Raw genomic sequence first — 25,320 nt, 5'->3', positions numbered from 1 at the left:
TGTGGCCGCGAACGGACGGCGACGGTGTGGCTTCGCGGTCGAGGTGCCGGTGAGGCATCCGGTAGGCGGACTCGCGCTCGATGCGCGTGGCGCGGCCGGGGACGGCCAGGTGCTCCAGCACGTCGTGGGCGTCGGTGAACGACGCGCCAAGCCCCAGGATGTGGGCGGCCGACTCCACCGGCAGCACGTCCACGACAGGATTCGGCACCGACAACACCCGCAACAGCAGACCGGTGCGTACGGCCACGGTGTTCGCCGCAGGATGCGAGGGCGGGGGATCGCCTTCGTGTTCGAGATGACAGCTGCGGAGGATGCCGGCGCAGTGGGGCACACGACGGGCATGACGGACACCTCCACGGCTGGCCGAGCCGGGCCCGGCGGACCCGATCGGAGCTGGTGAGGCATCCGACTTCGAGGTCATTGCCGCCGCGTCCCGTAGAGCGTTGGAGGCGGGAACGGTCGGCGTGGCGGCTCGGAGTCGGATGCCGTGGCTTCACAGTCAAGTGCCGGCAGAGGTATACGGACCAGGCGATCCAGCGGCAATGAAGCGGCAATTTTGCGGACGAGGGCTTTCGTCGAGGAGCAAGGATTAGACGGGAGACAGCAAGGCTTGGGTTCGATGGGAAACCGTGCGGGGCGGCGGATAGCGCGGATAGACCACCCTAAAGAGTGATTTATATTCGTGTTCATATGGAAATCTGCGTGGTGACAGGGAGGTCGTACGGGAAGGCTGATGGGAAGAGCGGGTCCCCGGATTCCGTGATCACGCGACCGCGTGGCTGTATGTGACCCCGGTTGACCAGCGCGAACACTCCTCCTGGGGGCGGTGCGGCTTCCGGTCCCGGAGTGGAGTCGAGACGCGACTCGCCCCACGTGTCCCACGTCTTGTGCCTTATTCGAAGACTTGCGCCGATAGCTTCGGATGCCGCACAGTTCGTGGGTGTCCCCGAGATCGTCGCCCTATGGCGAGATGGTCGAGCCCGCCGGCATCGACGAGTTACCCGAACACCTACGCAGGATGTCCGCTTACGCGCCGTACTCGCTGGGCGTGGACGTACACCTGTCGACGCAAGCGCACGGCGACCTGAACTGGGCCGAACAGGCGGCAGCGAGGGTGGACGAGGCCGCGCAACGACTTCCCGACCGGAGGATGTTCGCGCTGTGCACCCGACTGCGGGAGGTGCAGAACTCGGCGCACATGTCCGGCGTGAGCCGGTCGCTGCTGGAGACATTCCTGGTCGAGCTGCTGTTGCAGCGTGCGGAGGGCATCGGCGAATCGGCGCGCGACATCCTGGCCCAGTACCCCACCGGCCGGTTCCTGCTGGCTTCGGAGCACTGCATGACCCTGCTGCGCGAGCCCGACGCGCGGCTGGACATGGACCTGTTGGGCCGAGGCAGCGCTCTGTTGACCGGCAGCGGACCGCGTTCGGGCATGCGGGGCGTCCGAACACACCAGGGTTGGCTTGCGGGCCCGCAGCCGGAACGGATCTACGCCTTGACCATGCCGCCCGGCGAGGGCCTGCTCACCGCGCTGCGGCAGCTGTCGGAGTGGTTGAACAGCCCGCATCCGCTCTCGCGAGTGGGTCGGGTGGCGCTCGGACACCTCCATCTGGAGCTGTTGCAGCCCTTTCCCGAGAGCAACGGTCACCTGGCCAGGCTGTTCGACTCGCTGGCGATGGTGAAGTGGAAGCTGCTGCGCGACCAGGTCCTGCTGTTGTCGCCCTGGCTGGCGACCCACGCCGAGGAGTACCACCGTCGGATCGAGTCGATCACCGAGGGCGGTTCGGTCGAGGAGTGGATCAGGTTCTTCGCCCGGTGCGTGCGCGAGCAGGCCGAGGAGCAGCTGCGTCTGATCGAGGAACTGGAAACGCTCCAGGTGCAGATGCTGGGACGGGCGCAGTTCTCGCCACGAGGGCGGGAGGTGGTGTCGGGGTTGATCACGGCGCCGGTGGCGACCAACCAGGCGTTGCAGGTGCGCTACGGCTTCTCCAGTCGCACCGCCAGCGAGATCACCGGTCAGCTCGTCGACGCCGGCATCGTGCACGTCCGCGGCAAGAAGGCCAACAAGCGGATCTTCGTCTGCGACCCCGTGCTGGACCTCTACACCATCCGCACCCCTCTCGGGCCGGCGTCCGACTCCGCCCTGTTCCACCCGTCCCCAGACCGGTAGTCCCGGCCTACGACGAAAGGCGAATCGAACCGATCATGTCCCTGTCCCCACCCCGACGACGTCGCTTACCCTCGCGCCGGCCGTGGCCGCCGCCCGGTCGTCCACGACGTGTCGCCGGACGCGCTGTCCAACGCTCGGACAAGCCCTGGCGCAGGCGCCTGTCCGCGGCTGTGAAGCTGCTGATCGCGCTGGCTCCCGTCGTGGCAGTGCTGCTGCGCATTTGGGAGTTTTTCTAGAAGTCCGGTAGTGGCCGCCCGTCGGGGGTGTCGAGCAGGCCACGAACCCGTTGCACGGCCTGCTCGACAGGCTCCTTCTCCTCGGATAACTCGTGCAAGCGCAGAGCGGCGTGGAAACGCCGCCGCGCGGCGTAGTGATCACCGAGTCGCCAGTACACCCGGCCCAGGGTTTCGACCACGACGGCTTGTTCACCCGGTGTCGCCGCAGGTAATGATGACAGTTGGCGCGCGGCTCGGTACAGGTGCTCGACCGCGGCCTGGTCGCTGCCCAGACCGGCGAAGGTGATGCCGGTGGCGGCGATAGTTCGGGCGATGCCCAGCTCGTCGTCACGGGCCTCGTAGAGCGACTGCAACCGCTCGTGGCAGTCAAGTTCGCGATCCTGCCGCCCTGCCGCGTGGTAGAGACCGGCGCGATGCCACAGCACGTCGATCATGCCGTCGGTGTCGCCGAGTCGCTCCCACGCGGTCCATTCCCGCACGCCGTGGCGTTCGGCGGTGGCCATGTCGCCGTGGTCGGCGAACCACTGCGCACTGAACCTCATTACACCGGCAAACGCGGGCACCGAGCGGTCGTCGATGGCGGCCTGCGCTCCGGCCTCGGACAGCTCGTGCGCCCAGGCCGGAGAAGCGTGGTCGGGTGCACAGACCCAACTGCGGGCGGCGATGGCCAACGCCAAGGGCCGGAATCGTGCCACGGCACAGGCCCGGACCACGGCCGGCAACAGCGCAAAGTGGGAGTCGATCCAGTCTCCGACGTCCTGGACGTCGGACAAGCCGATAGGCGGCAGAGGCCTCGTCGTGGTCGATCGGTGGTCGAACCCGCTCACCGGTCGGCCGAGGACTTCGCAGGCAATGGTCAGGGTGGCGAGAACGTCATGGCCGATCCGGTCCGCCACGTTGCGGGCAACCTCGCCCCACGGTTGCGGAAGCGGATCGAGGGGGACTGCCGAACGGAAGGAGTCCGGACCGGTACGGACCAGAACCGAATGATGCTCAACAGAAGCGGAGGGTATGTCGGCGAACGCCTCGAACGGCAGGTCGGCGCCGACGGCGAGCATCCGGGTGGGCAAGTCCTGGATGCTGTCGAGAACCCGGAATGTCGTACGGAGCAGGTCGGTTCGGGCTGAAAGTCTGTCCCACGCCTGGCTCACCAGCAACAACTCCCCGGTCGTCCCGATCTGCGGGTCACGGCGTCCTCCGCCGGTGCCGCATCACGTCCGAACACTCGACTGCGCCAACTCGGATCATGCAATGTCACGGCCTCACGCGAACCCCGGTTCCCCCGTTCGGCCCTAACGCTGCCGCATCGCCATGGACACCTGTCAAAGTTGACAGTGCACCTCTCATCGCTGATGAGCGGCCCTGTTGTTGCACACATGACCAACATTTGTCAACCAATCGGGTGACGCCCATCACTCACCGTCTGCTGTCGGTGTGTCAATCAGTGGCTGCGCCAGCGGGATCGACGGCTTCACGCAGGAGTCCCCGATACGGCGTCGAAAGGCCGTCTTAGCGCACCGGAACTGATCGAGATCGAGAGAGTTTCGGCGGTCTCGCACCACGGCGCGCACTGCGCCGCCACCGGCCGTGCCGACCGAATCCTCCAACTCGGGCTCCTCCACTGGATGTGTATCGCCCGCCCGCGCCTGGGTCGACCGTCTGTGCTGCCAGGCGCGGGAGCCCTCATGGTCCTCGTGCTGTCAGGTCCTGGTGGAGTCGCGGCCTGGGTGACCAAGCTGATCACGGCCTCGTGAGTCGGTGGACCGGCCAGGTAGACGGGGTTGCTGTGGTGGCACAGTACCTGCGCGTCGCGGTCGTCCGAGCTGGCGATCCAGCACGCCTTGGTGCCACTCCTCGGAAAGCATGCCGACTATGCTGCCGGAGCTGCTGGCCAGCCATTAGGGCGAGCGCCTAGCGGATTCCTAATGTCGTACAGGAAGATTTGAATGGAGCGCTTGAGGCTTCTCGCTGTCTCGTCCCCTCGGTACGTCCAGCCTTTGATGTTTCCAATAGTCTTCCGCACCCAATCGTCGAATTCTTGAGAAGGTGTGACGAGTAATTTCTGTGATGCAAAGTGTAAAAGTTCCGTGGAGGCGACCGTGGTGTCGTTGTCATCCGGTAAAAATTCTGCAAGCTCAGAGGCAAGTGTGAGGCGTTGCGTGTCACCGAGGCCCCAGGGATCTCCGAAAAGTTTGAATGAAATTCGCTCTTTTCGGTCAATTTGTCTCGTATTTTGCAGCTGTGACCCACGTTTCGCTGCCCGGCCGCGCCGTGTTGTGCTGAGTTCTGTGTGCCACAGCGACCCGTTCGCATCTAGGAACTTTATGCCTCTTAAGCGGCCGATGCTGCCGTATGACACAGCCAGTGCGGAACCCATCCACGTTTGCACGTCTAGCCCGTCGGTCCGCATGGACAACTGCTCGTAGATCTCAGCCTTATGTTCGTTCAGGATCAAAGGTCCGCTTCCTGCAAGAATGTCTTCGGGTAAACGCACCTCGGTTCCGGGTTCGGCATCTAGTAGACGTTTTGCGCGAGAGCCGGTGAAGATCCAGGCGGTCCACCAAAAACCAGCTTTTAGATCAGCCAAAAAGCGCCTGGACATCTCGCGGGGATCGATTGAAGAGTTTTGAACTTCTACTGCGTATCGCAAGGGAGTAATCGGGTGTTCGATAGTGACGGCGACGTCAACTCGCCGTCCTTCCGAGTGTGGCTCCTCCAAGGTCACCTTGTAGCCCACTGCCCGGAACTGCTCGCCCAAAACCCATTTGGCGTAAAGGTGGTCGGAACTTTCGCCTACGGAAGGACAGTGGGACTTCGTTGCATGTGCGAAGTGGGGGACCTTGACTCGTCCTGGCTTCGCGATCACCGGTGAACTGCACACAGGGCAGGAGTAGGTGTCAGGGGTCATTTGTCGAGCAGCTTCGATGCGCGCTCCGCTGGAATCGCGTGCAACAAGCATCCGGTCCTCCTCGTCCCCTCGTCACGGCAGTGAAAGCCGAGAGTTAAGTGGTTATGGCTACACAAGCTGCACTGCGCTTTCTGAAGTGTGTCGCAAACCTGTAGACTGCCGTACCTCCAATTGGCTGTTTTTGCTGGGGGTCAGTCCCTTGCTCACCTTTCGTCATGCGTTCCTGGACCTTCTCGCGCTTCGGTATCTCTGTGGTTCTCTTCGCGCCTGTGGTCGAGACGATAGCCGAGTTGAGGTTGTATGACGTCGGTCAGAACTCCAGCCAGGAGCCGGGTTTGCGACTTCGTGAGCCGTCCAGTCGCTGTCTGAGGGCTCTGGCGTAGCGTTTGTCGTAGTGGGCATGACGCAGCGGGCCGCCAAGCTGTGCCAGGTCGCGCATCTCAAGAAGTGTGGAGAATCCGGACCACTCGGACAAGTTGTATCCGTATTTCAGTGCGAAATTTTGTGGCCATTCGGCGCCTCGGCCGTAGCGATAAGCGGCGTGCCAGGAAGGGATCAGATCGACTTCTCGTGGGCCATGGCAGACCGAATCCCAGTCGCCCAGGCGTACGTCGGTCACTGGCGAACTACCTCCAGTCATTGTGGTGCTGGTGTCCCATAGCAGGTTTCCCGCCCATGCATCGGCGTGTATCAATCCATGTCCCAATGGCCAGTCCAGACTGTCGATTTCAGTTCGCAGTGTATCAATCCTATGCAGGAGCCAGTCCCTGTCTGTGCTCGGCAGCGCGGGTGACATGGCCGGATCAGACACGATTTTTTCCAGGGTATCCAGTGGGAGCCAGCGACGGAGACGCATCGGCGGATCCGAAGCCCCGTGCAGCGAGCGTACGATCTCGCCAAGGTGCGCGGAATCAGGACGTGGCCACTCCACGGGCTGAGGGTGGTAGACCCAGAAAGTGACTGTGAAAACGCTCGCCTGTGACTCGATCAGCACAGGGTGGGATTCGTTAAGCGGGATCGATGCTGGAAAATTCTGATCCAGAAGCCATCGGACAACGGCCAACACATGAGAGGCGTCCTCGCGGTGGTCGCCTGCGCTCAAGCGCGCCACGAGGTTCTCGGCGGGCAGAAGCAGCACGGTGTTGGCGTGATCGTGCAGTACGGAGGCACCTGACGGGTCGAGCCCTGTCGTCGCACACGCCGCCCGCACCGCAGTCTCGACGTGAGGGGGCGGCGCACGGAAGGTACCGGTCAGGTTCGGGGGCGTCTGTGTGCCGTCGTGTGTCACACCACGATGGTGCCCGAGTTCCCCAGGCGGAAATCGTCCAGCTCATGCCGCAGTGCCAGTGCCGCAGGCTCACGCCGCGGCACTGCCGTGAGCGATCTGGCCAGATCCTGCAACGACGGATGCAGCGGTGAGATGCGCCGGTCAGGTGGAAGCGTCAGCACCACGCGGGTTGACGAGGTGGCGCCGTCGAGGTCTCCCAACACCAGTTGGCCGCGAGCCAGGTCGAGATAGGCCAGCGCCTCGTCACCGTAGGAACGCTGTTGACCCGGCCCCTGCTCATAGGCGGTGATGGCGGCGCGAGTGTGGGCGACGGCGACGTCGGCACGACCACTGGCCAGATGCGCTCCGGCGGTCAACGCCAGTCGCTTGGCTGTACCGAAGGTCAGGATCCCGCCTATCCCGTCCAGATCACCGGAAAGAGACCCGGAGTTGATGTGCTCGTCGGCTGCCGCTGCGGATTCCGCTGCTCGCAGGGCCGCTGAAGCATCGCCTCGCCCAGTGTGCACGCGCGCGTAGTAGGTCCACAAGCGAACCGTCCCGGTGCCCGATGTGACCGAACGGCTCGACAGGGCCCGAGCCTGATCCAGCGAGGCCAGTGCCTCGATCGGACGGCCCTTCGAATCGAAGATCAAAGCCCGGGTACCCAATACCCACGACGACAGATCAGCGTGATCGATCTCGTCCGCGAGGAGCAGCGCGATATCGGCGTGCTCCAGTGCTTCCCGTGACTTCCCCAGAAGATGATGGGCATGTGCGAGAACCGTCGCAGTCATGCCCGCCAAGAGATAGACGTCGTGAACCTGCCGAGGGCGCACTCCTGTTGTCAAGCGATGGTGAAGACGCCTCCACAACGTCTGAAGAGACGTGAACCACAACGAAGGCGGATGGCAGACGAAGTCTGACGCAATATTGACCAGTTGCAGGCGACAGAAATCCATCTCAGTGGCAGAAATGGTGCGATCCGCCAGCCAGCGGGACAACTCTGTGGAATCCGTCGGAAGCGTCGCGTCGAAGATGGTGCTGTTCGCGTCCATGATCGGCAGCCCCGCAAGCAGTCGATCAAGATCGTCAAGGCCGATGTGAAGGGCATCGGCGAGAGGCTGGCGGTGTTCGGGGTAGGGAGCGCTGGTGCCTGCTTCCCAGCCGCGCACGGTCCGCGGGCTGACGTGCAGCAGCGTGGCCAGGCTCTCCTGGGTGAAACTGCGCGTGGTGCGTCGCTCCTGGAGCTTCTCGCGTTTCGCCATCCCCGCCGTCCCTTCGTGCCCGGGTCCGGAACGGTAGTCGAGACGGCAAGGAAACAGCAGGTCAATTGGACCGCCGCATGGTGTATCACCCGTTTGACGGATGAGCGTTGCCGCAAGATTGCCGCAACTCTGCCGCCGGATTTCCGCCTCCGAGGCACGCCGCCAGCATCCGGAAGAACCGGATCATGTCCGGGACGGTGCGCCCTCGCCGAGGCATACCGAGGCGACGTCGGTCCACTCGTATGCCTTGCGGTCCCGGTTGAGGTTGATCAGCGACACCGAGGACACGGTGACCTCGCCGGTGTGCCCGCCGTGGGAGTTCAGGGCTTGCGCGACGGGTTCAGCCGGGCCCGATGCGTTGGAGTAGCCGAGGCTCACGTGCGCCCGGAATCCGGCCTCGGGCTCCGGCACGTTGTCGGGCCCTCAGATGTCGCCGATGGCGGCGCGGATGGCCAGCCGTAGTTGCGCCAGCGGCTCCAGCGGTCGGGCGGGCATCTGGATGGTCTCGGGGTCGACGTGGGCGGGACCGATGGTGACGGTGAACGGCTCCAGTTCGGAGCAGCGGCGGCGGGCGGCCTGCACGATGCGGTCCACGTCGTCGTAGGCCACCTCGTCGGTGAAGCCGATGCCCTGGAGCGTCAGGTGCAACCACCGCGCCGGGACCGGGTCGAGTTGAGGCAGCGTCGCCAGGACGGGGGCGTAATCGGCGACGAGGCGTTGCGCGCCGGGCTGGTCGGCGAAGGTGACGTGCCAGGTGTAGAAGGATCGGCCGGTCTTCCAGCCCGGTCGCCACCACCAGTGCTCGCGCATCGGCTCGGCCGTGCTCACGCGGTCACTCCTTCGCCACGGTATCCCTGCGGAAGTCGGTGACGGCCCCTTGGATCCGCCTCGCTGTGGCATCGGTCGTACCGCCGATCCGTTTTGCCAGTGTGCCGACCTCGGTCAAGCGATGGACCAGGGGGCGGACGCGGTTGGCGGGGGCGTGTCGAGCACCGGGCGCAGGGCGTCCTCGGCGCCGGCCAGGTCGTGCAGCACGAGGTGCGCCTTGGCCTGCTGAATGCGGGTCATGCGCTCCGAGCCCCGGTTGCGGCGTTCGTCCGGGGCGGCTTCGAACTCCGCCACGGCCCGGTCGGCGTAGGCCAGAGCACCGTCGGCGCGGCCCAGCATCAGGTCGGTGTCCGACCACAGCGACCCGGCGCGCTCCAGCGAGCAGGTCAGCGGCCCGGACAATTCACCGTCTGCGTTCATGACGGTCTCCGCGGTGTCAGGCCCGGTGCAGTGCGCCCTCTGCGGCAGAAGCGGATGTTCGCTTGTTCGGTGGTTGATCGATGTGTGCTCGGGGTGGCACACGATGTTCATGTGCTGAAGGGCAATGTGGGGCGTGGTCGCCAGGGCTGTGGTGACGGGCGTGCTGGTGGGCGCGGGCGCGGGGGCGGGGGCAGGCGGCTTGGTCGCCGGGGTCGTCAGGCGCGGCCCCTGCGGGATAGGTGGTGGCCAGGCGTCAGGGCCGAGAACCAGCGCCGCGACGTCGACGCCGAACGCGCCGTCGCGGCGATCAAGCAGCCAGCGGCAACGATCTCCGATTGCCTCGTCAACCGCGAGCCTGCAGGCCACGAACCTGGGCGGGGACGTCCTGGACGCCTGTCCGCACCATCCTCACGTGCATCGCTGCTATAACGCCGTGTAACACGCGAGTGCCTCGCCACGGTTAACGGCGGGACGGCCGGATCATGTGATCGGCGGGCGACGCGGCGGGGAGGTTCGGGATGGGTGAGCAGATCGACTTGTTCGAGGCGTCGGCTTCGGCGGTCGGCTACCTCTATCAGCTCCGCAAGGCGCTCTACTTCTGCGTCGAACAGACAGGAGCCGGTCCCGACTGGTCCGTGGCCATCGAAGCGGGCGACGACATCGAGGTCCACGAGGACGCGGGACCGGGCCTCTACCAGCTCAAGCACCGCGCCCCGGGGACCAAGATGACTGACAAGGCCACTGACCTGTGGAAGAGCCTGCGGATCTGGGCCACCGGTTGGGTCGAGTCTGCAGCCAGCCTGGATCGCCCCACCTTTTTCCTGCTCACGACCGCCGAGGCCGCCGCGGAGGGCGCCGCTTACCACCTCCGGCCTCCGGGCCCTGGCAGCCCCCGGGACGAAGCGAAGGCGCTCGGGCTGCTAGATGAAGCCCGTCGCACCTCCAGGAACGAGACCAACAAGTCCGCGTACGAGGCGTGGGACAGGCTGACGGCAGACCAGCGTCGATCCCTGCTCGAGCGGATTCGCGTGCTCGACGCGGCGCCTGACATCGACGAGACGACCCAGCGCCTCCAGCGCCTGCTGGGCCTCGCCGTGGGCCACGAACACGCGAAGGTCTTTCTGGAGCGCCTGGACGGGTGGTTCTTCCGCAGGGTCGTCGCCCAGTTGCGCGACCCTGCGTCGGGGCCGGTGACCGGCTTGGAGTTCGACGTGGTGTTCAGCGACCGCCGCAAAGGCTTCGGCCCTGACAGCCTGCCCATCGACGACGACCTGCCTGAGACAGGCGGCGCGGACCCCGACGGCGGAGAACAGGTCTACGTCCGGCAACTGCGCCTCGTGAATGTCGGCGACAGCAGGATCCAGCAGGCGGTCAGCGACTACCTGCGGGCGTTCACCCAGCGGTCGAGGTGGGTCAACGACAACCTGCTCCGGCCGGGTGAGCTGGGCAAGTACGAGAAGCGCCTCGTCGAGGAGTGGTCAAGCCGCTTCGAGGAGATGCACGAGGAGTTGGGGCAAGAGGCCGCGGAGGAGGCCAAGGTCCGCGAGGCCCGCGCCATCTACCGGTGGGTCGATCACCATGCCCGGTTCCCCATCCGGCCGGGATGCGACGAGCCGTTCGTCACCAAGGGCTCGTACCAGATCCTCGCTGACGAGCGGCGGGTCGGCTGGCACCCCGAGTTCCAGGAGCGCCTCATGGCGCTGCTCGGGTCGGTGTCGAGCAAATGAGCAGCCCTGTCGAGTGGAGCAGGGAAGAGCGGGCGCTGTACAACCCGGCCTTCACCGCCCTGGTCTGCGCCCGCGTCGTCCAAGGCCACCTGGACGCGCACGAACGCCCCGGTCCGCTGCCCCTCGTGGTCGCCTCCGCTGTCATGGCGTTGCAACCTGCGGTCCGGGACCTGCTGCCGAACGCCAACGCCAACATGGCCCAGTGGGCGGAAAACAACGGGACCATCAAAGTTCACATGTCCGCCAACGCCCCCGGACTTCTCACCGTGGTGCGACCCGGACTGCTGTTCGCACTGCAGACCCGGGTCCTCGTTCTGCATGGGGCCGCACTCACCCTGCGCGACAAGGCCATCCCGAAGGGGATCCGGAACCGGTCAGCCGAAGCCGCCGCGGTCCAGAAGGCCGCCCACATGCTCGGCCGGTGGCTGCCCACCGGCGGACCCACCGCCACCGTCCTCACCCTGCTTGGAGTACGACCGTGACCTGGCAGCTCAAGTCCCTGACCCTGTACGGCAAGCAGCCCGGTCAGGTGCGCAGCCTGGAGTTCAACCTCGGCGAACTCAACATCGTCACCGGCGACTCCCTCACGGGCAAGACCTCCATCTGGGATGTCACCAACTACTGCATGGCCAGCAGCGGCGACAACTACCCCATCAGCGCGGGCAAGCTGCGCGAGTACGTCGACGTTTTCGCGGTGCAGATCGTCCGCGGCGACCGCCAGCTGTTCGTGGCCCGCCCGGCAGCGCGCGGAACCACCCCATCCCCCCGGCTCTGCCTGGTCTTCCAGCAGCCAGGGGATCTCCCGCTGGCTGCAGAGCAGATGCAGTTCACTTTCACCATCGAGGCCGCGCGCGGCCTGCTCGCCGAGTTCACGGGCATCGACCTCTCAATCCGCCTGCCAACCACCCGGGGCAACACCATGGCCCCGTCCATCCGCCATGCCCTGTACTTCTGCATTCAAGCCCAAAACGTGGTGGCGAATCCCGACCACCTGTTCCACTCGCAGGGGGAGGATCACGGCCCCAGGACGATCCGCGACATCTTCCCCTACTTCATCGGGGCTGTGGACCCCGAACAGGCCGTGCAACGTGCACAGCTGCAGCGGATGAAGTCCGAACTGCGGAACCATGAGCGAGATCTCAACCAGCAGGAATCCGCAGCGCCCGCGTCCGGACAGGCCCGTGCCCTGGTAAGGGAAGCTGTCGAGACCTCGCTGCTCGACCCTCTGAACACCGACGAGCTCACGCTGGACGACGCGCTCGCGCTGCTCGGCACCGCCGCCTCGGCACCCCTGCCCGGTCTGCCCGAGATCCCCGAGGACGAAGACGATCCCCTGGCCACCCTCTCGCAGGAGCGGGATCGACTGCGCATCGCCTTCCAGCAGACGCGCGCCCGGCTCGCTGAACTCAGAAGCGCACTCCGCGACCGCAGCGAGTTCCTGACGCAAGCACTCGACCACCGCGAACGCTTGACTTCTTTGTCACTGCTCAAAGTCAGCCCTGACACCTCTCTGGAAGCATGCCCGGTCTGCAACAGCGAAGTGACCGCCCCGAGCGCCGTCGCGACCGCACTGCGGACAGACCTGGAGGAGCTCAACGCCAACGTCGTCCACGTCAGCGACGACACCCCGCAGATCCAGGCCCTCATCGACGAGCAAGAAGAATTGCTCCGCGAGCACCGCCGCGCACTCGGCACCAACCACGACGAACGGGACGCACTCGAGGCCGGCATGCGCGAGGCCGCACGGTACCGCGACACCACGCTACGCGCCGCCGCCGTCCGCGGGCGCATCAGCCTGTTCCTGGAGAACGCCGCACGTTACACAGTCGCCCCCCGCATCCGCGACCAGCGCGAAGAGATGCGCGCGGCCATCGAGGAACTGGAAGACGCCCTCGGCCACGACGTGCAGGCCGACCGGGTCAACAGCAGCCTGTCACTGATCAACCAAAAGATCACCGCCAAGGCCCGCGCACTCGTCCTCGAGCACTCCGACGCCCCGATCCGGTTTGACCTGCGCCGCCTCACCGTCGTGGCCGACACCAACGAAGGACCAGTCCCCCTCAAGGAGATCGGCGGCGGGCAGAACTGGCTGGGCTACCACCTGGCCGCGTTCCTGAGCCTGCACGAGTGGTTCATCGACCATAATCGGCCAGTGCCGCAGCTGCTCGTTCTCGACCAGCCTTCCCAGGTCTACTTCCCCGCCGACTACAAAGAAACAGACCTACAGCCAGCCGAGGAGTCCGACCGGGCCGCTCTCCTGCGCGCGTACCAGGCCATCGCCAACACCATCACCTCAGCGGACGGCAAGCTCCAGGTCATCGCCATGGAACACGCAGACCTGGAGCAACCGGTCTTCGTATCTGCGGTGATCCGGCGGTGGCGTGACGGCCAAGGCGCCCTGGTCCCGGCAGAGTGGATCACCGCAGGCTGACGCCAGGCCAGCCGGTCGCGATGAGATCACCGGTCGACGTCCTGCCGGTAGAGACTCGGCGGATCACCAGGGGTTGACGGGCGCACCGGTGCCGCCAGCTCGACGAACACAGGACCGAACCGCAGGTCGCTGTGTGTCTCGGCTGCCGCCGCCGCGCTCCTCCCGGTCAGTTCGATGAAGGAGTTGCGCGTGGTCAGCCGGCCGATGCGGTCATCGGGGCCGGAGGCCGCATGGTCAAGCGCTACCGGAGGCGACCGCCGAGATGGCGCAGTGGATCTCCGAGGGCCACACCGTTTGAAGGGACACGTGGTTACGAGCGCCATCGACGATTCCCTGCGACCCTGGACACGCTCTTCTGCGGCGAGAACGCGGGCAAGTTGCTCCTCGACGCCAGCTGACGTACTGCGGGCTAGTTGTATGAGGCCATGACGTCCAGAACCACCAGCCGACGCCTGGCCGGTAGGCCGGAACGGGTGGCCCACCGGATCGAGCATTACCCGGACGTCGTCTTGCGGAGGTTGCTCCGCCAGGACCGCGCCCGTGCCCTGTGCCCAGGCGGCGGGCAGGTTGTCTACCTCGATGCCCAAGCGGGCCTGCATCGGCTGGCCTTCCTGGGCTACATCGCCCAGGGCTTTCTTGGCGTGCCAAGTAGGTGTATCTGCGGGCTGGTGAGATCCCCCGGGGCGCGGCACCACGCGGGGTGGTCCACAGTTGGTGGATGCGTGAGCGAGAGCCTGAGTCCCGAGTGACGAATCGCGCCTCCGGGCAGATCGGCAACCTGGTGCAAGCGGGTCATATCGATCAGGTTGTCCTCCCACAGCCCGAGCGGGCCGGTGTGGCGGTGGTGCACCGGGTACGTGATTCGGACACCCAGGGGGAGGTGTTCATCGGTCGCACGCGGGTCGTCAAGCAGGTCGTGGCAGCTTTTGAGCGCGGGGTGGGCGTTGTCCTGGCGGGTATGGGTGGTGTCGGTAAGACCGCTGTTGCCGAGCACGTTGCTGTAGATGTGGTGCGGCGGGATCGGTTCCCGGGCGGGGTCTTCCGGGTCGACATGCATGGCTACAGTGCTGAGTGGCAGGTGCCAGCTTCGGCGGGGTTCGCTCCCTTCCTGCGCGTGTTCGGTCTGCCCGGCGAGCAGATCCCGGCCGACCTGGGTGAACAGGCGGCGGTATACGGACAGGTCCTCGACCAGTTCGCCGACCAGGACTCCGGTGTGCTGCTGGTCTTCGACAACGTGGCGACCGGTGAACAGGTTCGGGACCTGCTGCCCCGCCGAGTCCCGCACGGCTGGCTGGTGACCACGCGTGACACCTTGGACTTGCCCGGTGCCACGCGGGTGGATCTCGACGTCCTCGGGTCGGAGCAGGCGTGTGCCCTGCTGGATGAGGTCTTGGGCGTGGGAAGCGATCCCAAGGAGTTGGCGTCCGCGTGCGGCGGCCTCCCGCTGGCATTGCGGATCGCCGCGGCACTGCTGCTCGACGAATCCGGTTTGACACCTGGTGAACTCGCCCGGCAGTTGCGGCAGGCTCCCGGAGTAGAGGGCTACGCCCGGGGCGAACAGGCCTTGGCGGCGGTGTTCGACTGGTCCTGGCTCCGGCTGGTCGAACGCCACCCCGACCGGGCACGCCTGCTGCGAATGGTGTGCGCGGCACCCGGTCCGGACATCTCCACCGCCTCCGCCGCCGCCCTTGCCGATCATCCGGTGGACCAGGTTCGGGTCGCGCTCCGCGGTCTGCGGCACGCTTACTTGTTGCGCCCCAACGGTCCCGACCGGTGGGGAGTGCACGACCTCATCCGCGCGCACACCAGCAGCCGGGAAGCCCCCGGTCTCGACACCGATGGCGTACTGGCCGCCCGCGAGCGGCTGGCCGAGCACTTCACCCAGACCGCCGACGCCGCCGACGACCGGCTCCGCACGCTACCGGATGAGTACGTCGCAGGTCGGTTCGCCGACTTGGATGAAGCCCTTGAGTGGTTCGACGCCGAACGAGCCTGCTTGGTCGCCGCAGTGGTCGAAGCCGCCATCACGGGAGAACACCAGCGGGCCGCCCGATTGGGCACCGCCCTGGCCGTGTACCTGACCTGGCGCTGGTACCTCTCCGACCATCTCACCGTAGCGGCGCACGCCCAGGCCAGCTCCACTCATCTCGACAGGGGCACTTGGGCGAACTGCACGGTGATCCTGGCCAACGCCCTAAGCAGGAACAGGCGGTTCGACGAAGCCATAGCACTTCAGGTGCAGGCCGCAGAGTCGTATCGCGCACTGGGCGACCGGAGCGGGGAAGCGGCGACGTGGACCAACCTGGGCAACGCCCTGCTCAATCTGCGCCGCATCCGCGAAGCCGTCGCCGCCCACGCACGCGCCCGTGAGCTCTACCTGGCGATCGGGGACCGACACAGCGAGGCGATCGCGCTCAACAACCTGGGCCTGGCGCTGCACGAGTCCCAGCGGCTCGACGAGGCCATCGCCGTTCTCGAACAGGCGGGAGACCTGCACCGTGCCGTCGGAGACAGGCGCGGCGAGATGATCGCACGCACCGGCGCAGGCGCCGCCCTGCGCGACGCCGGGCGATCCGAGGAGGCGGTTGTCGCGCTCCAGCGCGGACTGGACACGGCGCAAGACTTGGGCGACGTGTACAGCGAACTCACGGCACGCGACAACCTGGCCGCGGCGCTGGCCTCCGTGGGATGCACAGACGACGCGATCACGGCGTACACGCGGAACCTGGCCTTGTCCGAAGAGCTGGGGGATCCGCACGTCGCGGGTTTGACCTGGAACAACTTGGGTTCGGCTTACCGGGAAGCCGGGAACTACGACGACGCTGTCGCCGCTCACGGACACGCGGAAGACCTGTTCCGCACCACGGGCGAGCGCTATCTCGAGGGAACAGCGTCGAACAACGCGGCCGTCGCCCACCTCCAAGCGGAGCGCTTCCAAGCCGCCGCGGACGCCCTCCACCGAGCCGGGCCGATCTTCCTGGAGTGCGGTGACAGCCGCGGTCTGGCTTTCGTGCTGCAGAACCTGGGCCGCGCGACGCTGGGCCTGGGCCAACCGGCCGAGGCGGAGGCGTACTGGCACCAAGCCCGGACAGTGTTCCTTGAGATAGGGGATAACGCTGGTGCCGCCGCAATACAGCACTACCTACGCGGCGCGGCTGGGCTCGAGTAGGTGGAAGTCATGCGGCCACGACAAAATGTCCGCTCACTGCAGGAGCATCCGATGGTTCGACCGCTCGCTCCGCGGCAGAAGAGTGCGTTCCCGCTGACGAAGGAACGTCGTTGCAGGTGTGGGCCGGTCGGTCCTAATTGCGCGGTGGAACTCGACCCGGGATACTTCGGTCATCTGTACGAAGGCTTGCTCGCTCACGATGACGGCGTCTGCAGGCGTCGGGCGTATGAAGCCGAGCCGGTGTGCGGGGCGCGAGCGCCACAGCACCTTACGACGCCACCGTGGCCACGACCTCGACACCGTACTTCACCTTCCGTGGGGCCCGCTTCAGACCACTGCTGAATGTGGAAGTCCGGGAAGCCCCTGGCGCAGGCGTGATGAGTGAGCGAGACTGCTTCGATGGTTTCCGAATACGCCCAGAGCGACCAATTCCGCGGTGCTCGCATCCACCTGTGCAACCTCGCCGGCCTCGAGATCCGCGATTGCGAGGTGAACGATCTGAAGATCGTCGACTGCTACGGCAGCGACATCTACCTCGGTGGCTACTTCGAGCGCCTCGTCGTCAACGACGTCGACGTGACCGCACATGTCGAGGCCGAGCTCGACCGCCGGCACCCCGCGCGGGTGCTGGCGCGGAATGCGGCTTCTCCCGAGGACTACCGGGCTGCTTGGGACGCCATCGAGACCCTGTGGGGCGCGGCACTCGACCGGGCGCGGCTGTTGCCCGCGGCCAAACTGCACGAGCAGGTCGACGGCGAGTGGTCATTCGTCGAGACACAACGGCATCTGCTGTTCGCCTGCGACGCCTGGCTCGGCAACGCGGTGCTTGAGGAGAAAGCGCCTTACCACCCGTTGGGTTTCCCCGCCGGGGGGACGCCGCCGGACGAGTCGGCGAACCTCGGCCTCACCCTCGAAGCCACCCCGACGCTCGAGGAGGTGCTCGCGCCGCGGCTCGCTCGCATGGCCGCGATGCGGCGTGTCGTCGACGGGCTGACCGCGGCCGAGCTCGACCGGGTATGCGGTCGCAAACCAGCTGACATGTATCCCGACCAGGAGTACGTCGTGCGCCGCTGCCTCAAGGTGGTGCTGAAGGAAGAAGCCGAGCACCACCGATACGCCGTGCGCGACCTAGCGGTGCTCGAGGCAGGTGTGCCTGAACGGCAGTAGTTCCCGCGTGGACCCCGACCAAGTGGCGACGCGGTGTAGCCGCGAATGACCGCACGCTCATCGGCATGTGCGGATGTCGCCGAGGTGTGCTTTGGGCGGCTCGGTCTGTGGGTCGTGTTCGGGTCAGTTCGTTGGCGTGAGGCGGTCGATGATCTGCTGAACTGCTGAATCGCACCTCCTGTTCGCCACCATCGGTGGTTGTGCTTCGGCTTCGGCAACCTCACGATCAAGTTCCGGTCGTTCCTTATTGGTCAGTCAGAACGCTGTCCACTTCCAGGGCTGTTGGATATCACCTCGTAGGCAGGCCAGGCGATGGGTGGCTTCGTTCGTCGCCTTGTGATCAGTCTCGGCTTTGCGGAGGGTGAATGCGGTCCAGCGGAGTTCCGTGGTGGTGGCCAAGGTGCGGTATCCGGGGTGAGTGGTTACGTCGTGCCCGCCGTAGGCGTCGACGAACGCGTCGTAGTCCGCAGGTGTGATGCGGGCGAAGTCGGTGTGGTCGACGGCCAGGGGAATCAGGTCCCACTCGCGTGGGCCCAGCCCGACGCGGTCGAGGTCCACCAGTGTGGGAGGGCCGTTCTCGGGAACGGCGAGGTTGCCTTGCCATGCGTCGCCGTGGATGACGCACTGGGGTAGTGAGGATTGCAGCCCTGCGTACCGGTGGCGGAGGTCGGCTAGGAGGTCTACAAGCCAGCGTCGGTCGTGGTCGGCGACCGTAGTCGCGTTCGCGATCACTTCGTCCAATCCGCTGAAGGGATCGAGCAGGGGCAACCGGGGCGAATCGGGCGCGGCGAGTGTGTGGATACGTCTCAGCGTCGTTCCCAGTTCGGTGGGGGTGGCGTAGCGGTGTTCGGGAAGCTGTGCCCACCACGTTACGGGCCGTTGTCCGACCATCGTGGGCTGTTCGACGTCGTCCAGGACGCGAACCGCCGGCACGTCGGTGGTGGCCAGCCAACGGGCGACGCGGACCGCGTGGGTCGCGGTGTTATACGAGCCTGCCGGGCCGATGCGGGCGACGACCTGGCCCGGCAGGCGGTACAGGACGTTGCCTCCGTCGCGGATCAGTTCGGCTCCGGCGGTCGGCACGCCCGCGCGGACACCCGCAGTAATGAGCACGTCGTATGCGGGGGCGGCGGTCTGCGTGCTGGACTCGTCAGTCGTCACCGATGGCCGATCCCAGTGACTGGGCCAGGTCTGCCACATCGGGGATCGACAGATGTTGTTCGCTGGCGCGCATCAGCATGAGCAACTCCGCGTTCATCCGTCTTGAGTGCAACAGCGCGGCATCCGCGGCGGCGTGTCGTCCGAGCACGAGGGCTTCCCGCGGGTCGCCCGCAGTCATGTGCAAGGTGGCGAGCCGTGCCGTCGAAAACGCCCGTGAACGCGGGTAGGCATCGCTGTGCAGGCTGATCGCCATGGTCAAGCGCTCAGCTGCTTCGCCGGGTTGTCCCTGGGCAACGGCGACGGGAATCAGCGCTCGTGCGCTGCTGCCCGCGTGTTCGGCCTCGTCGTAGTAGACCAGCCACGGTGGATCGGTGGCGGCGTGACGCCGTGCGAAGTGCGCGTCGCCGAGATCCACCTCCGCCATGGCCTCCTCGAGGCGACCGAGCAGAGCCAGTATTCGGGCGCGGACGACCGAGGTCGCGGCCCTGGCCGTGGCGGTCAACCGATCGGCACGGACTTGTGCGAACTCGATCAACGACAGGGCCTCGTCGAGGTCGCCGAGATAGACGGCCTGGCGCGCCATGTCGGTGAGGGTGGCCGCCCGCAGCTCCCACGAACCGCCCTGGTCCGCACACGTCAAGGCGATCCGGAAGCATCGTGCCGCGACCGCGTGAGCGTCGACGTCGAAGGCGGAGAAGGCGACGACGCCCGCCAAGTTGCCCACGGCTTCGAACAAGGCCGGTTTGATCGCGGGATCGATCTGCGCTTCCAGCATCCGGCATGCCCACCGCAAGTGGGCGATGCCCGCCTCGCCGGCCATGGCGCCGCCGTAGAGATTCTCGCTGGCGGCCAGCGCCCCGGTCATCAGCCTCACTTGTTCGACCTCGATCCGGCCGATGCGCCGTCGAGGCGGTACACGCAGATTCAAACCTTCGAGCGCGTCGACAGTGCCGACGTCCAGGGCGGCGTGCGTGGCAGGCGTTCGTGCGAACGACAGGTCGGGTCCGTCGGCAACCTGCGGTTCGTCGAGCAGTTGATCGAGTCGGTCGAGCGTGACGTGAAGTGCGTCGGCGAGAGGCTGGCGGTATTCGGGGTATGGGACGCTGGTGCCTGCTTCCCAGCCGCGCACCGTCCGAGGACTGACGTGCAACAACGCGGCCAGGCTCTCCTGGGTGAACCCGCGCCTCGTCCGCCGCTCCTGGAGCTTCTCGCGCTTCGGCATCCCTGTTGTCTCCTCCGCACCTTGGGTCCGAAACGATAGTCGAGGCAGCAAGAGAACAGCAGGTCGTTCAGTATCGAGGTATGGCGTGTCACCCGTTCGGTGGACAAGCGGTACCGCAAGATTGCCGCAAGATTTCCTCTTTTTTGCCTGGATCTAGTGGGTATCGGGCGGTTGGCTTGTAGCCAGCATCCGCTATCACTGCGATGTCGCCTACAGGGCGGCCCGGTCGGTGGCGGATGCCCTGGTTTCAGCTGACTCGTCCCTGGAGCATTTCGCATATGCCGACCGTCACCTGCCCGACAGCCATCGTCTCGTCGTCTGCTCCGCCGAGAACACGGTCGAGTGCGACCGGCTCCGACAGCGGACGTGTGCCGAGGCGCGCGGCATGAGGTCCGGTGACGTTGAGTCGGCCAACCGGCTCGGAGATCTCCAGCGGGCCGTCCAAACCCGTGTGGCTACCGATGCTGGCCCTGATCAGGCCCAGCGAGTCGCAGCGTAACCGGGATTCAGCCTGCGGATGTTCGCCCCATCGCGGTACGGCTCGCCGCCGCGCGGGCCGGGAAGGCAAGCCAGGAATGAGGAGATGATGAACAGCGAGGAGAAGCCGCACCCTGCTCGGCTGAGCACTGCGCGCAGCCGGGAGCTCGGAGAGGAGCTGCGTCGAGCGCGCCGTCGCGCGAGGGCGTCCAGCGGTCAGACCGCCGAGGGCCTGGAGTGGTCGTTGGGCAAGCTGTCGAAACTGGAGACGGGCACTCGCGGCACTCTTCCCAGTGACATCGCGACCCTGCTCGGCCGCTACGGGACCGACAAGGCGACCCGCGATCGGATCATGGCCGTCGCCCACGAGTCGAACACCGACAGCTTTCTGCGGGTGCACGACGGGTCACCGGACACGTTGGCGGCACTGGCGGCCCACGAACCGGTCGCCCGGACCGTCACGGCCTACGAACCTCTGATCGTCCCCCTCTTGGGGCAGACGGAGGACTACGCCCTGGCGTTGACGGGTGGGCCGAACGCCGCCCAGACCCGCATGGTTCGGCAACGTCGGTTGCGGCAGCCGGGTAGTCGGGAGACGGTCCTGTACGTCAACGAGGCCGCACTGCGCCAGGTTGCCGCGCCGCCGCGGGTGATGCGGGATCAGTTGCTGCACCTGGCGGCGATGTGCGACTGGCCCATGACCTGCGTGCGGATCGTTCCGCTGACCTGCGCTCCTCACCCGGCGCTGCGCAGTCCCGCCACGCTGTTGACCTTCGAGGGCCCTCTGCGTCCGCTGGTCTACGTCGAGACCGACGTCGCGACCGTGTTCCACGAGGATCCTCAGATCCTGGTCGCCTACGAGCGCAAGATGCGGCATCTCGACACCGTTGCTCTCGATGTCGAGCAGTCGCGCCGGATATTGGCTCGATGTGCGGATTCCTATCAGCATCACGTCGCCTGACCTCCGTGTCGCGCCCGGACCCGGGAAGCCGCCGATCCACCGTGGGTGGCCGTCCACTATTCGCGTGAGGTAGCGATGCCCTTCACCGTCCGGCTCAGAGGCGATGTGTTCACCAAAGCGGCGAGACTTGCCGGTTTCCGATCAGACTACGCACTGGCGAAGAAGATGGAGATCAACCGGTCGACCGTCGCACGGGTACTCTCGGGTGATCTGAATCCTGGTCCGGCTTTCATCGCAGGTGCCTTGCATGCGCTCGCCCCTATGCAGTTCGACGACTTGTTCGACGTTGTGCGACACGACCGGGACCTGGATATGCAGCACGATGCAAGGCTTATGGGGGACAGTGCGCGACCTGTCGCGTAGTCGCCGTCTACGCGCATTATGTCGCCGCTTGAATATCTGACTTGGCGGCATATGTCGTCGCCACTTCGCGACGCGGCAACGCTGTCGCATGATGAAAAAGGGAGAGTTGTTCGCAGATGGAACAGCCCGTAGACGCGATCGAGCAGACGTCCTACCTTCGGATCACGAAGGAGGCGGAGTTCAAGGAATCCATCACCGCTGACGGTGACTACGAAGTCAGCTTCGGCACTGCGGCGACGGTCGCGCTCACCCCGGACGCGGCGGAGAAGCTCTACTGGATGCTCGGTAAAAAATCCCGGAGCTGCGGCGGATCGCAGACACGTTCTCGCTCAGGTGAACGAACACCCAGTGGACACCTCGTGGGTCCACGACCGGGTAGCCGCCGACCGGTTCCCGCCCGGCGGCTACCCGGGTCACGTACTGGGCGATCCCACGGGGGCCAACGGTCCCGATCGGCAGCTCGGGACCCTGAGCGGCCGCACCAGGGTTCTCATGCTGTGTGGTCAGGTCCTGCTGCGCGACTACCTGCTCGGCTGCGGCCTCAACCGCCCGATCGACCGGCAGAGGGCTATCCGGCTGTGCGAGCCGGACCCGGTCATCGGGACACGGGCCCGCGCCATCGAGGTTCATCGCGAACACGTCCTGTGCGCACCGGCCGACCGCGGCTGGCGGGGCGGAACAGGTCCTGGACCTGTCCACAGGGTTTCCTCCCGTGGTGTCGTGCGCTCCGCGCACGTCGCCCTCGAACACGACGACCCGCCCGTCCCGGTGGCCTGCATCGTCATTGACGAGCAGTTGGTCACTGCGGCCCGGGCGGCGGTAGGCGACCAACCCGGCGTGGAGGCACAGCTGCCCAACCCCCGCGACGTGCGCACGGTGCGGCGGGCCGCGACCACCTTCGGCACACACTGTCCCGGCCGTCGTCCCCGTCCAGGACGCCCTGTCGTCCTCGGCGCCCTGACGATCAGGGACCTGGTACCCGATCCACGGCGGCTGCGCACGGTGCACGGCACCATGCGCAGCCGCCGTGCGGGAGCCGCCGCTGCCGGCCGGATCACCGGACCCGGCCCTGCCCGACGCCCTGCCGATCGCGCGACGCGCGGGCCGGCGCCGGCTTCCCGGCATCTCCCCACCGGAGCCGAAGACCACGGCAGTCCTCGGCGACCGGGCACAGGTCGCGGTCCTCATCACCGGGCGGCGCCGATGGTGGGGGAGAACGGCATGACGGGAGGGCACGACGCCACCGCCGGTCTGGCTCGGTCGTCGCCACCACGCGGTCCGGTCATCACCGGCGTCGATCACGCAGTGATCGGGCACAGGGACGCAATGGTGAGCCTTCCACCACCACGTCGTTCTTCCGATGCGGCGGACCCGTCGTGGGGACTCGCCCACCGCGGCGGGTCACCGTCGCTGCACGATCCGGGCCCACCGACCGAGTACCTGCCTGTACTCGGAGACCTGCCCCGCCCGACAGCGCAAGCCGACGCTGCCGAGCGCGACCGTGAGCGGGCCGCGGCGCTGGAAGCCCTGCGACAAAGGGAAATACCGAACGGTGACCACCTCGGTTTCCTCGACCAGGTCCTGCATGCACTACGTCGCCTCTGACCCGGACGGACCCGACATGACCGACATCCGCCCCGGCGGAGGAGACCGGAGCCCCACGTGGTGACCATCCGACCCGAGCTGGTGGCGCAGTGGACGGCACTGAAGGCCACCGAACTGCCCGAGGCCCGGCTGTGGCTGCGCGAGCACGTCCTGCATCACGACAACCTCGACTTCTACGTCCGTGTGCAGAACCGGAACATGGTGTACCCCGACACCACCGGCCCCTCGGAACCGGCCCTGCGCGCAGCCCTGGCCGGTGCCCGACTGGTGGCGCGGCAGGAGCACCGACGCCTGAGCGAGGCGGCGCTGTACTGGGTCGACGAGGACATGACCTCGCTCGCGCTCGCCGCCGCCGACACCCCCTCCCGGGAGCCGGTACGGGCCCGCCGCATGCCCGCCGAAGCCGGCCTGATGGTCTTCGCCCACCCGATCGGCGGACGCGACCTCGACCCGGCCCCGTCCATGGCCGCCCTGGGCTGGCCCGACGCGTGCGAGCCGGGCACGCTGCTGATGCCCACCCCGATCGTCGCCGTCTCCTGGTCGCAGATCACCACCGCCGACCTCCACCTCGAGGGCATGCCCACCGCACGGTGGAACAGAACCACCCCCGACGGCCCCATCCCGGTGCAGCACGACTTCGACGGCGTGTGGCTGACGTTCTGGACACCGGGCAGCCAGGGCTGGGACGCGCTGCCACCCGACGCCGTCATCTCCGGCGGCCCCGGCCTGTCCATCACGGTCGGAGAACTGGCCGACATCGAGAAACGCGACGGAGTACCGCCGCTGCGCAGCCTCGCCGAGACACTGCTCCCCTTCGACCGACCACTCCCACGCCCCGCACCCGACACCGAACACCAATGGGCACACGTCGTCTACACCACCTGGCAGATCATGGCCCAGACCGGCGCGGCCCGACTCACCGAAACCGAGACCCTCCACCGCACGCGCCGCGCCGGCAAACGCGACCAGCGCGACGGAATCACCACACCCGGCGGCGTGCAATTGGTACGCGTGCACACCCGACACCGCCCCACCTCCCAAGCCCGTGCCCAAGACGCGGAAGCATCCGACTACCGTCGGGTACCGCAGTGGACCCGACGCTGGCCCGTACGCGCCTACCGACGCAACACCTGCCTCAACCCCCACCTGCACGTCACCGGCGACTGCGAACACCAGGAAACCGTCGTACCCGGCCACATCAAAGGCCCCGCGGACAAACCACTGGTCATCACCGACCGCGTGCACCTGGTCGACGCACCACCATCACCCGAGAACACCTGACCCCGCCCGCACACCACCCCGCCGCAACCAGCACGTGTGCAGGACAACGCCGCCGCCAGCGAGCAGGTCCGCCCCTGGTGGCGTTGCGGCGCGTCGGGCAACAATGGACGCGCCAGCAGCCACAACGGCTCCGGGCACCACTCCTATACGTCGTTCATCGTTGATCAAGATTCGCGTGGAATCGAACGCTTGTGCGATGATCTGGTGGAGCGGTTCTTCCCCGATCGCCTGAGCCCGCCTGTGAGGGTGGGACGGTCGTCGGTGATCGAGGGGTTGGTCGCACGGAGCGGCGCGAGTACGAGCGGATGGTCGATCGGTTCCGTCGGTTGGTGGCGCCGTTGCCGGTTGGCGGGTCGAGGAGCACGACGGGACGCCGACGCTGGTGGACGCCCTGTGTGGGGGTGGTGTGCTGCTGCGGGTGGACAGCCGCTGGAACGCCTACCTGATGCAGTACCTCAAGGCCGTGGACAAGGACCGCCTGCTGGCCCTGGTCGCGTTGCTGGAGGTCGTGCCGCCGGACGGGTCAGCACACCGCGCCGCGGTCGGGTTTCTGAACGCGCTCCGGCTTGCCGATGAACCCGCTTCCGCGCCCCGACGGATGTAGATCGATGACCCGATGAGCCATCGGACACGGGAATCGTCTCGGTGGGCGCGGCCGTCGA

Annotated in this window: 20 protein-coding genes; 11 read left to right on the top strand and 9 right to left on the bottom strand. The window is 66.7% G+C overall.

Going from position 1 to position 25,320, the window contains the following annotated elements; translation table 11 throughout:
- The first annotated feature begins 970 nt into the window (after positions 1 to 970).
- A complete protein-coding gene (locus ACRAKJ_RS25675) occupies positions 971 to 2,170 on the top strand; it encodes a Fic family protein (RefSeq protein ID WP_447008695.1) in 1,200 nt (399 codons plus the stop codon).
- Positions 2,171 to 2,402: 232 nt separating this feature from the next.
- On the opposite strand, the gene ACRAKJ_RS25670 is transcribed toward ACRAKJ_RS25675, so the two are convergent.
- From ACRAKJ_RS25670 to ACRAKJ_RS25640, 7 genes are all read right to left on the bottom strand, one after another.
- Positions 2,403 to 3,557 (bottom strand): hypothetical protein, encoded by a 1,155-nt coding sequence (locus ACRAKJ_RS25670; RefSeq protein ID WP_438921995.1) that lies wholly within the window; start codon positions 3,555 to 3,557, stop codon positions 2,403 to 2,405.
- A gap of 719 nt (positions 3,558 to 4,276) precedes the next feature.
- Complete coding sequence (locus ACRAKJ_RS25665; RefSeq protein ID WP_447009109.1) at positions 4,277 to 5,314, bottom strand: competence protein CoiA family protein; 1,038 nt, start codon at positions 5,312 to 5,314, stop codon at positions 4,277 to 4,279.
- A 310-nt stretch (positions 5,315 to 5,624) separates the two neighbouring features.
- The gene (locus ACRAKJ_RS25660) at positions 5,625 to 6,602 is read right to left on the bottom strand and encodes a phosphotransferase (protein ID WP_438921997.1); all 978 of its coding nucleotides are present in this window, start codon (positions 6,600 to 6,602) and stop codon (positions 5,625 to 5,627) included.
- On the bottom strand, positions 6,599 to 7,846 hold the full coding sequence (locus ACRAKJ_RS25655; RefSeq protein ID WP_438921998.1) for a helix-turn-helix domain-containing protein: 1,248 nt from the start codon (positions 7,844 to 7,846) through the stop codon (positions 6,599 to 6,601). The genes ACRAKJ_RS25660 and ACRAKJ_RS25655 overlap by 4 nt, the downstream gene beginning before the upstream one ends.
- Positions 7,847 to 8,029: 183 nt before the next feature.
- Positions 8,030 to 8,257, bottom strand: coding sequence for a hypothetical protein (locus tag ACRAKJ_RS25650; RefSeq protein ID WP_438921999.1), 228 nt, complete (start codon positions 8,255 to 8,257; stop codon positions 8,030 to 8,032).
- Positions 8,258 to 8,269: 12 nt separating this feature from the next.
- A complete protein-coding gene (locus tag ACRAKJ_RS25645; protein ID WP_438922000.1) occupies positions 8,270 to 8,674 on the bottom strand; it encodes a 2'-5' RNA ligase family protein in 405 nt (134 codons plus the stop codon).
- Positions 8,675 to 8,788: 114 nt separating this feature from the next.
- Positions 8,789 to 9,094 (bottom strand): hypothetical protein, encoded by a 306-nt coding sequence (locus ACRAKJ_RS25640; protein WP_438922001.1) that lies wholly within the window; start codon positions 9,092 to 9,094, stop codon positions 8,789 to 8,791.
- A 518-nt stretch (positions 9,095 to 9,612) separates the two neighbouring features.
- Here ACRAKJ_RS25640 and ACRAKJ_RS25635 point away from each other — a divergent pair.
- The 5 genes from ACRAKJ_RS25635 to ACRAKJ_RS25615 all read left to right on the top strand — a co-directional run bounded on the left by ACRAKJ_RS25635 (position 9,613) and on the right by ACRAKJ_RS25615 (position 17,588).
- A complete protein-coding gene (locus ACRAKJ_RS25635) occupies positions 9,613 to 10,821 on the top strand; it encodes an ABC-three component system protein (RefSeq protein WP_438922002.1) in 1,209 nt (402 codons plus the stop codon).
- Positions 10,818 to 11,303 (top strand): three component ABC system middle component, encoded by a 486-nt coding sequence (locus ACRAKJ_RS25630; RefSeq protein ID WP_438922003.1) that lies wholly within the window; start codon positions 10,818 to 10,820, stop codon positions 11,301 to 11,303. Before ACRAKJ_RS25635 ends, ACRAKJ_RS25630 begins: the two co-directional genes overlap by 4 nt.
- Entirely contained in the window at positions 11,300 to 13,252 is a 1,953-nt protein-coding gene (locus tag ACRAKJ_RS25625; RefSeq protein WP_438922004.1) for a DUF3732 domain-containing protein, read from the top strand. The genes ACRAKJ_RS25630 and ACRAKJ_RS25625 overlap by 4 nt, the downstream gene beginning before the upstream one ends.
- Positions 13,253 to 13,970: 718 nt before the next feature.
- Positions 13,971 to 16,421: a tetratricopeptide repeat protein gene (locus ACRAKJ_RS25620; RefSeq protein WP_438922005.1), complete on the top strand. Its 2,451-nt coding sequence runs from the start codon at positions 13,971 to 13,973 to the stop codon at positions 16,419 to 16,421.
- A 381-nt stretch (positions 16,422 to 16,802) separates the two neighbouring features.
- Positions 16,803 to 17,588, top strand: coding sequence for a DinB family protein (locus tag ACRAKJ_RS25615; protein ID WP_438922006.1), 786 nt, complete (start codon positions 16,803 to 16,805; stop codon positions 17,586 to 17,588).
- 255 nt (positions 17,589 to 17,843) lie between these two features.
- Here the strand turns inward: ACRAKJ_RS25615 and ACRAKJ_RS25610 are convergent, their stop codons facing one another.
- Together ACRAKJ_RS25610 and ACRAKJ_RS25605 are read right to left on the bottom strand one after the other, a co-directional pair.
- Positions 17,844 to 18,749, bottom strand: a complete 906-nt coding sequence (locus tag ACRAKJ_RS25610) for a phosphotransferase (protein WP_438922007.1) — start codon at positions 18,747 to 18,749, stop codon at positions 17,844 to 17,846.
- Complete coding sequence (locus ACRAKJ_RS25605; protein WP_438922008.1) at positions 18,739 to 19,971, bottom strand: helix-turn-helix domain-containing protein; 1,233 nt, start codon at positions 19,969 to 19,971, stop codon at positions 18,739 to 18,741. The genes ACRAKJ_RS25610 and ACRAKJ_RS25605 overlap by 11 nt, the downstream gene beginning before the upstream one ends.
- Before the next feature lie 586 nt (positions 19,972 to 20,557).
- On the opposite strand from ACRAKJ_RS25605, the gene ACRAKJ_RS25600 reads away from it, so the two are divergent.
- The 5 genes from ACRAKJ_RS25600 to ACRAKJ_RS25580 all read left to right on the top strand — a co-directional run bounded on the left by ACRAKJ_RS25600 (position 20,558) and on the right by ACRAKJ_RS25580 (position 25,262).
- Entirely contained in the window at positions 20,558 to 21,409 is an 852-nt protein-coding gene (locus tag ACRAKJ_RS25600) for a DUF5753 domain-containing protein (RefSeq protein ID WP_438922009.1), read from the top strand.
- Positions 21,410 to 21,484: 75 nt separating this feature from the next.
- On the top strand, positions 21,485 to 21,772 hold the full coding sequence (locus ACRAKJ_RS25595; protein WP_447008694.1) for a transcriptional regulator: 288 nt from the start codon (positions 21,485 to 21,487) through the stop codon (positions 21,770 to 21,772).
- A gap of 348 nt (positions 21,773 to 22,120) precedes the next feature.
- Entirely contained in the window at positions 22,121 to 23,377 is a 1,257-nt protein-coding gene (locus ACRAKJ_RS25590) for a hypothetical protein (protein WP_447008693.1), read from the top strand.
- An 81-nt stretch (positions 23,378 to 23,458) separates the two neighbouring features.
- Positions 23,459 to 24,658 (top strand): hypothetical protein, encoded by a 1,200-nt coding sequence (locus ACRAKJ_RS25585; protein WP_438920781.1) that lies wholly within the window; start codon positions 23,459 to 23,461, stop codon positions 24,656 to 24,658.
- Positions 24,659 to 25,040: 382 nt separating this feature from the next.
- Positions 25,041 to 25,262 carry a hypothetical protein gene (locus ACRAKJ_RS25580; protein ID WP_438920782.1) on the top strand — a complete coding sequence of 74 codons (222 nt, stop codon included), beginning with the start codon at positions 25,041 to 25,043 and terminating at the stop codon, positions 25,260 to 25,262.
- Positions 25,263 to 25,320 lie beyond the last annotated feature (58 nt).

The sequence above is a fragment of the Saccharothrix sp. DSM 118769 genome (genome assembly GCF_052936295.1).
The sequence above is the reverse complement of the archived record's forward strand: the minus strand, read 5'-3'. Positions and strand labels throughout refer to the sequence as shown.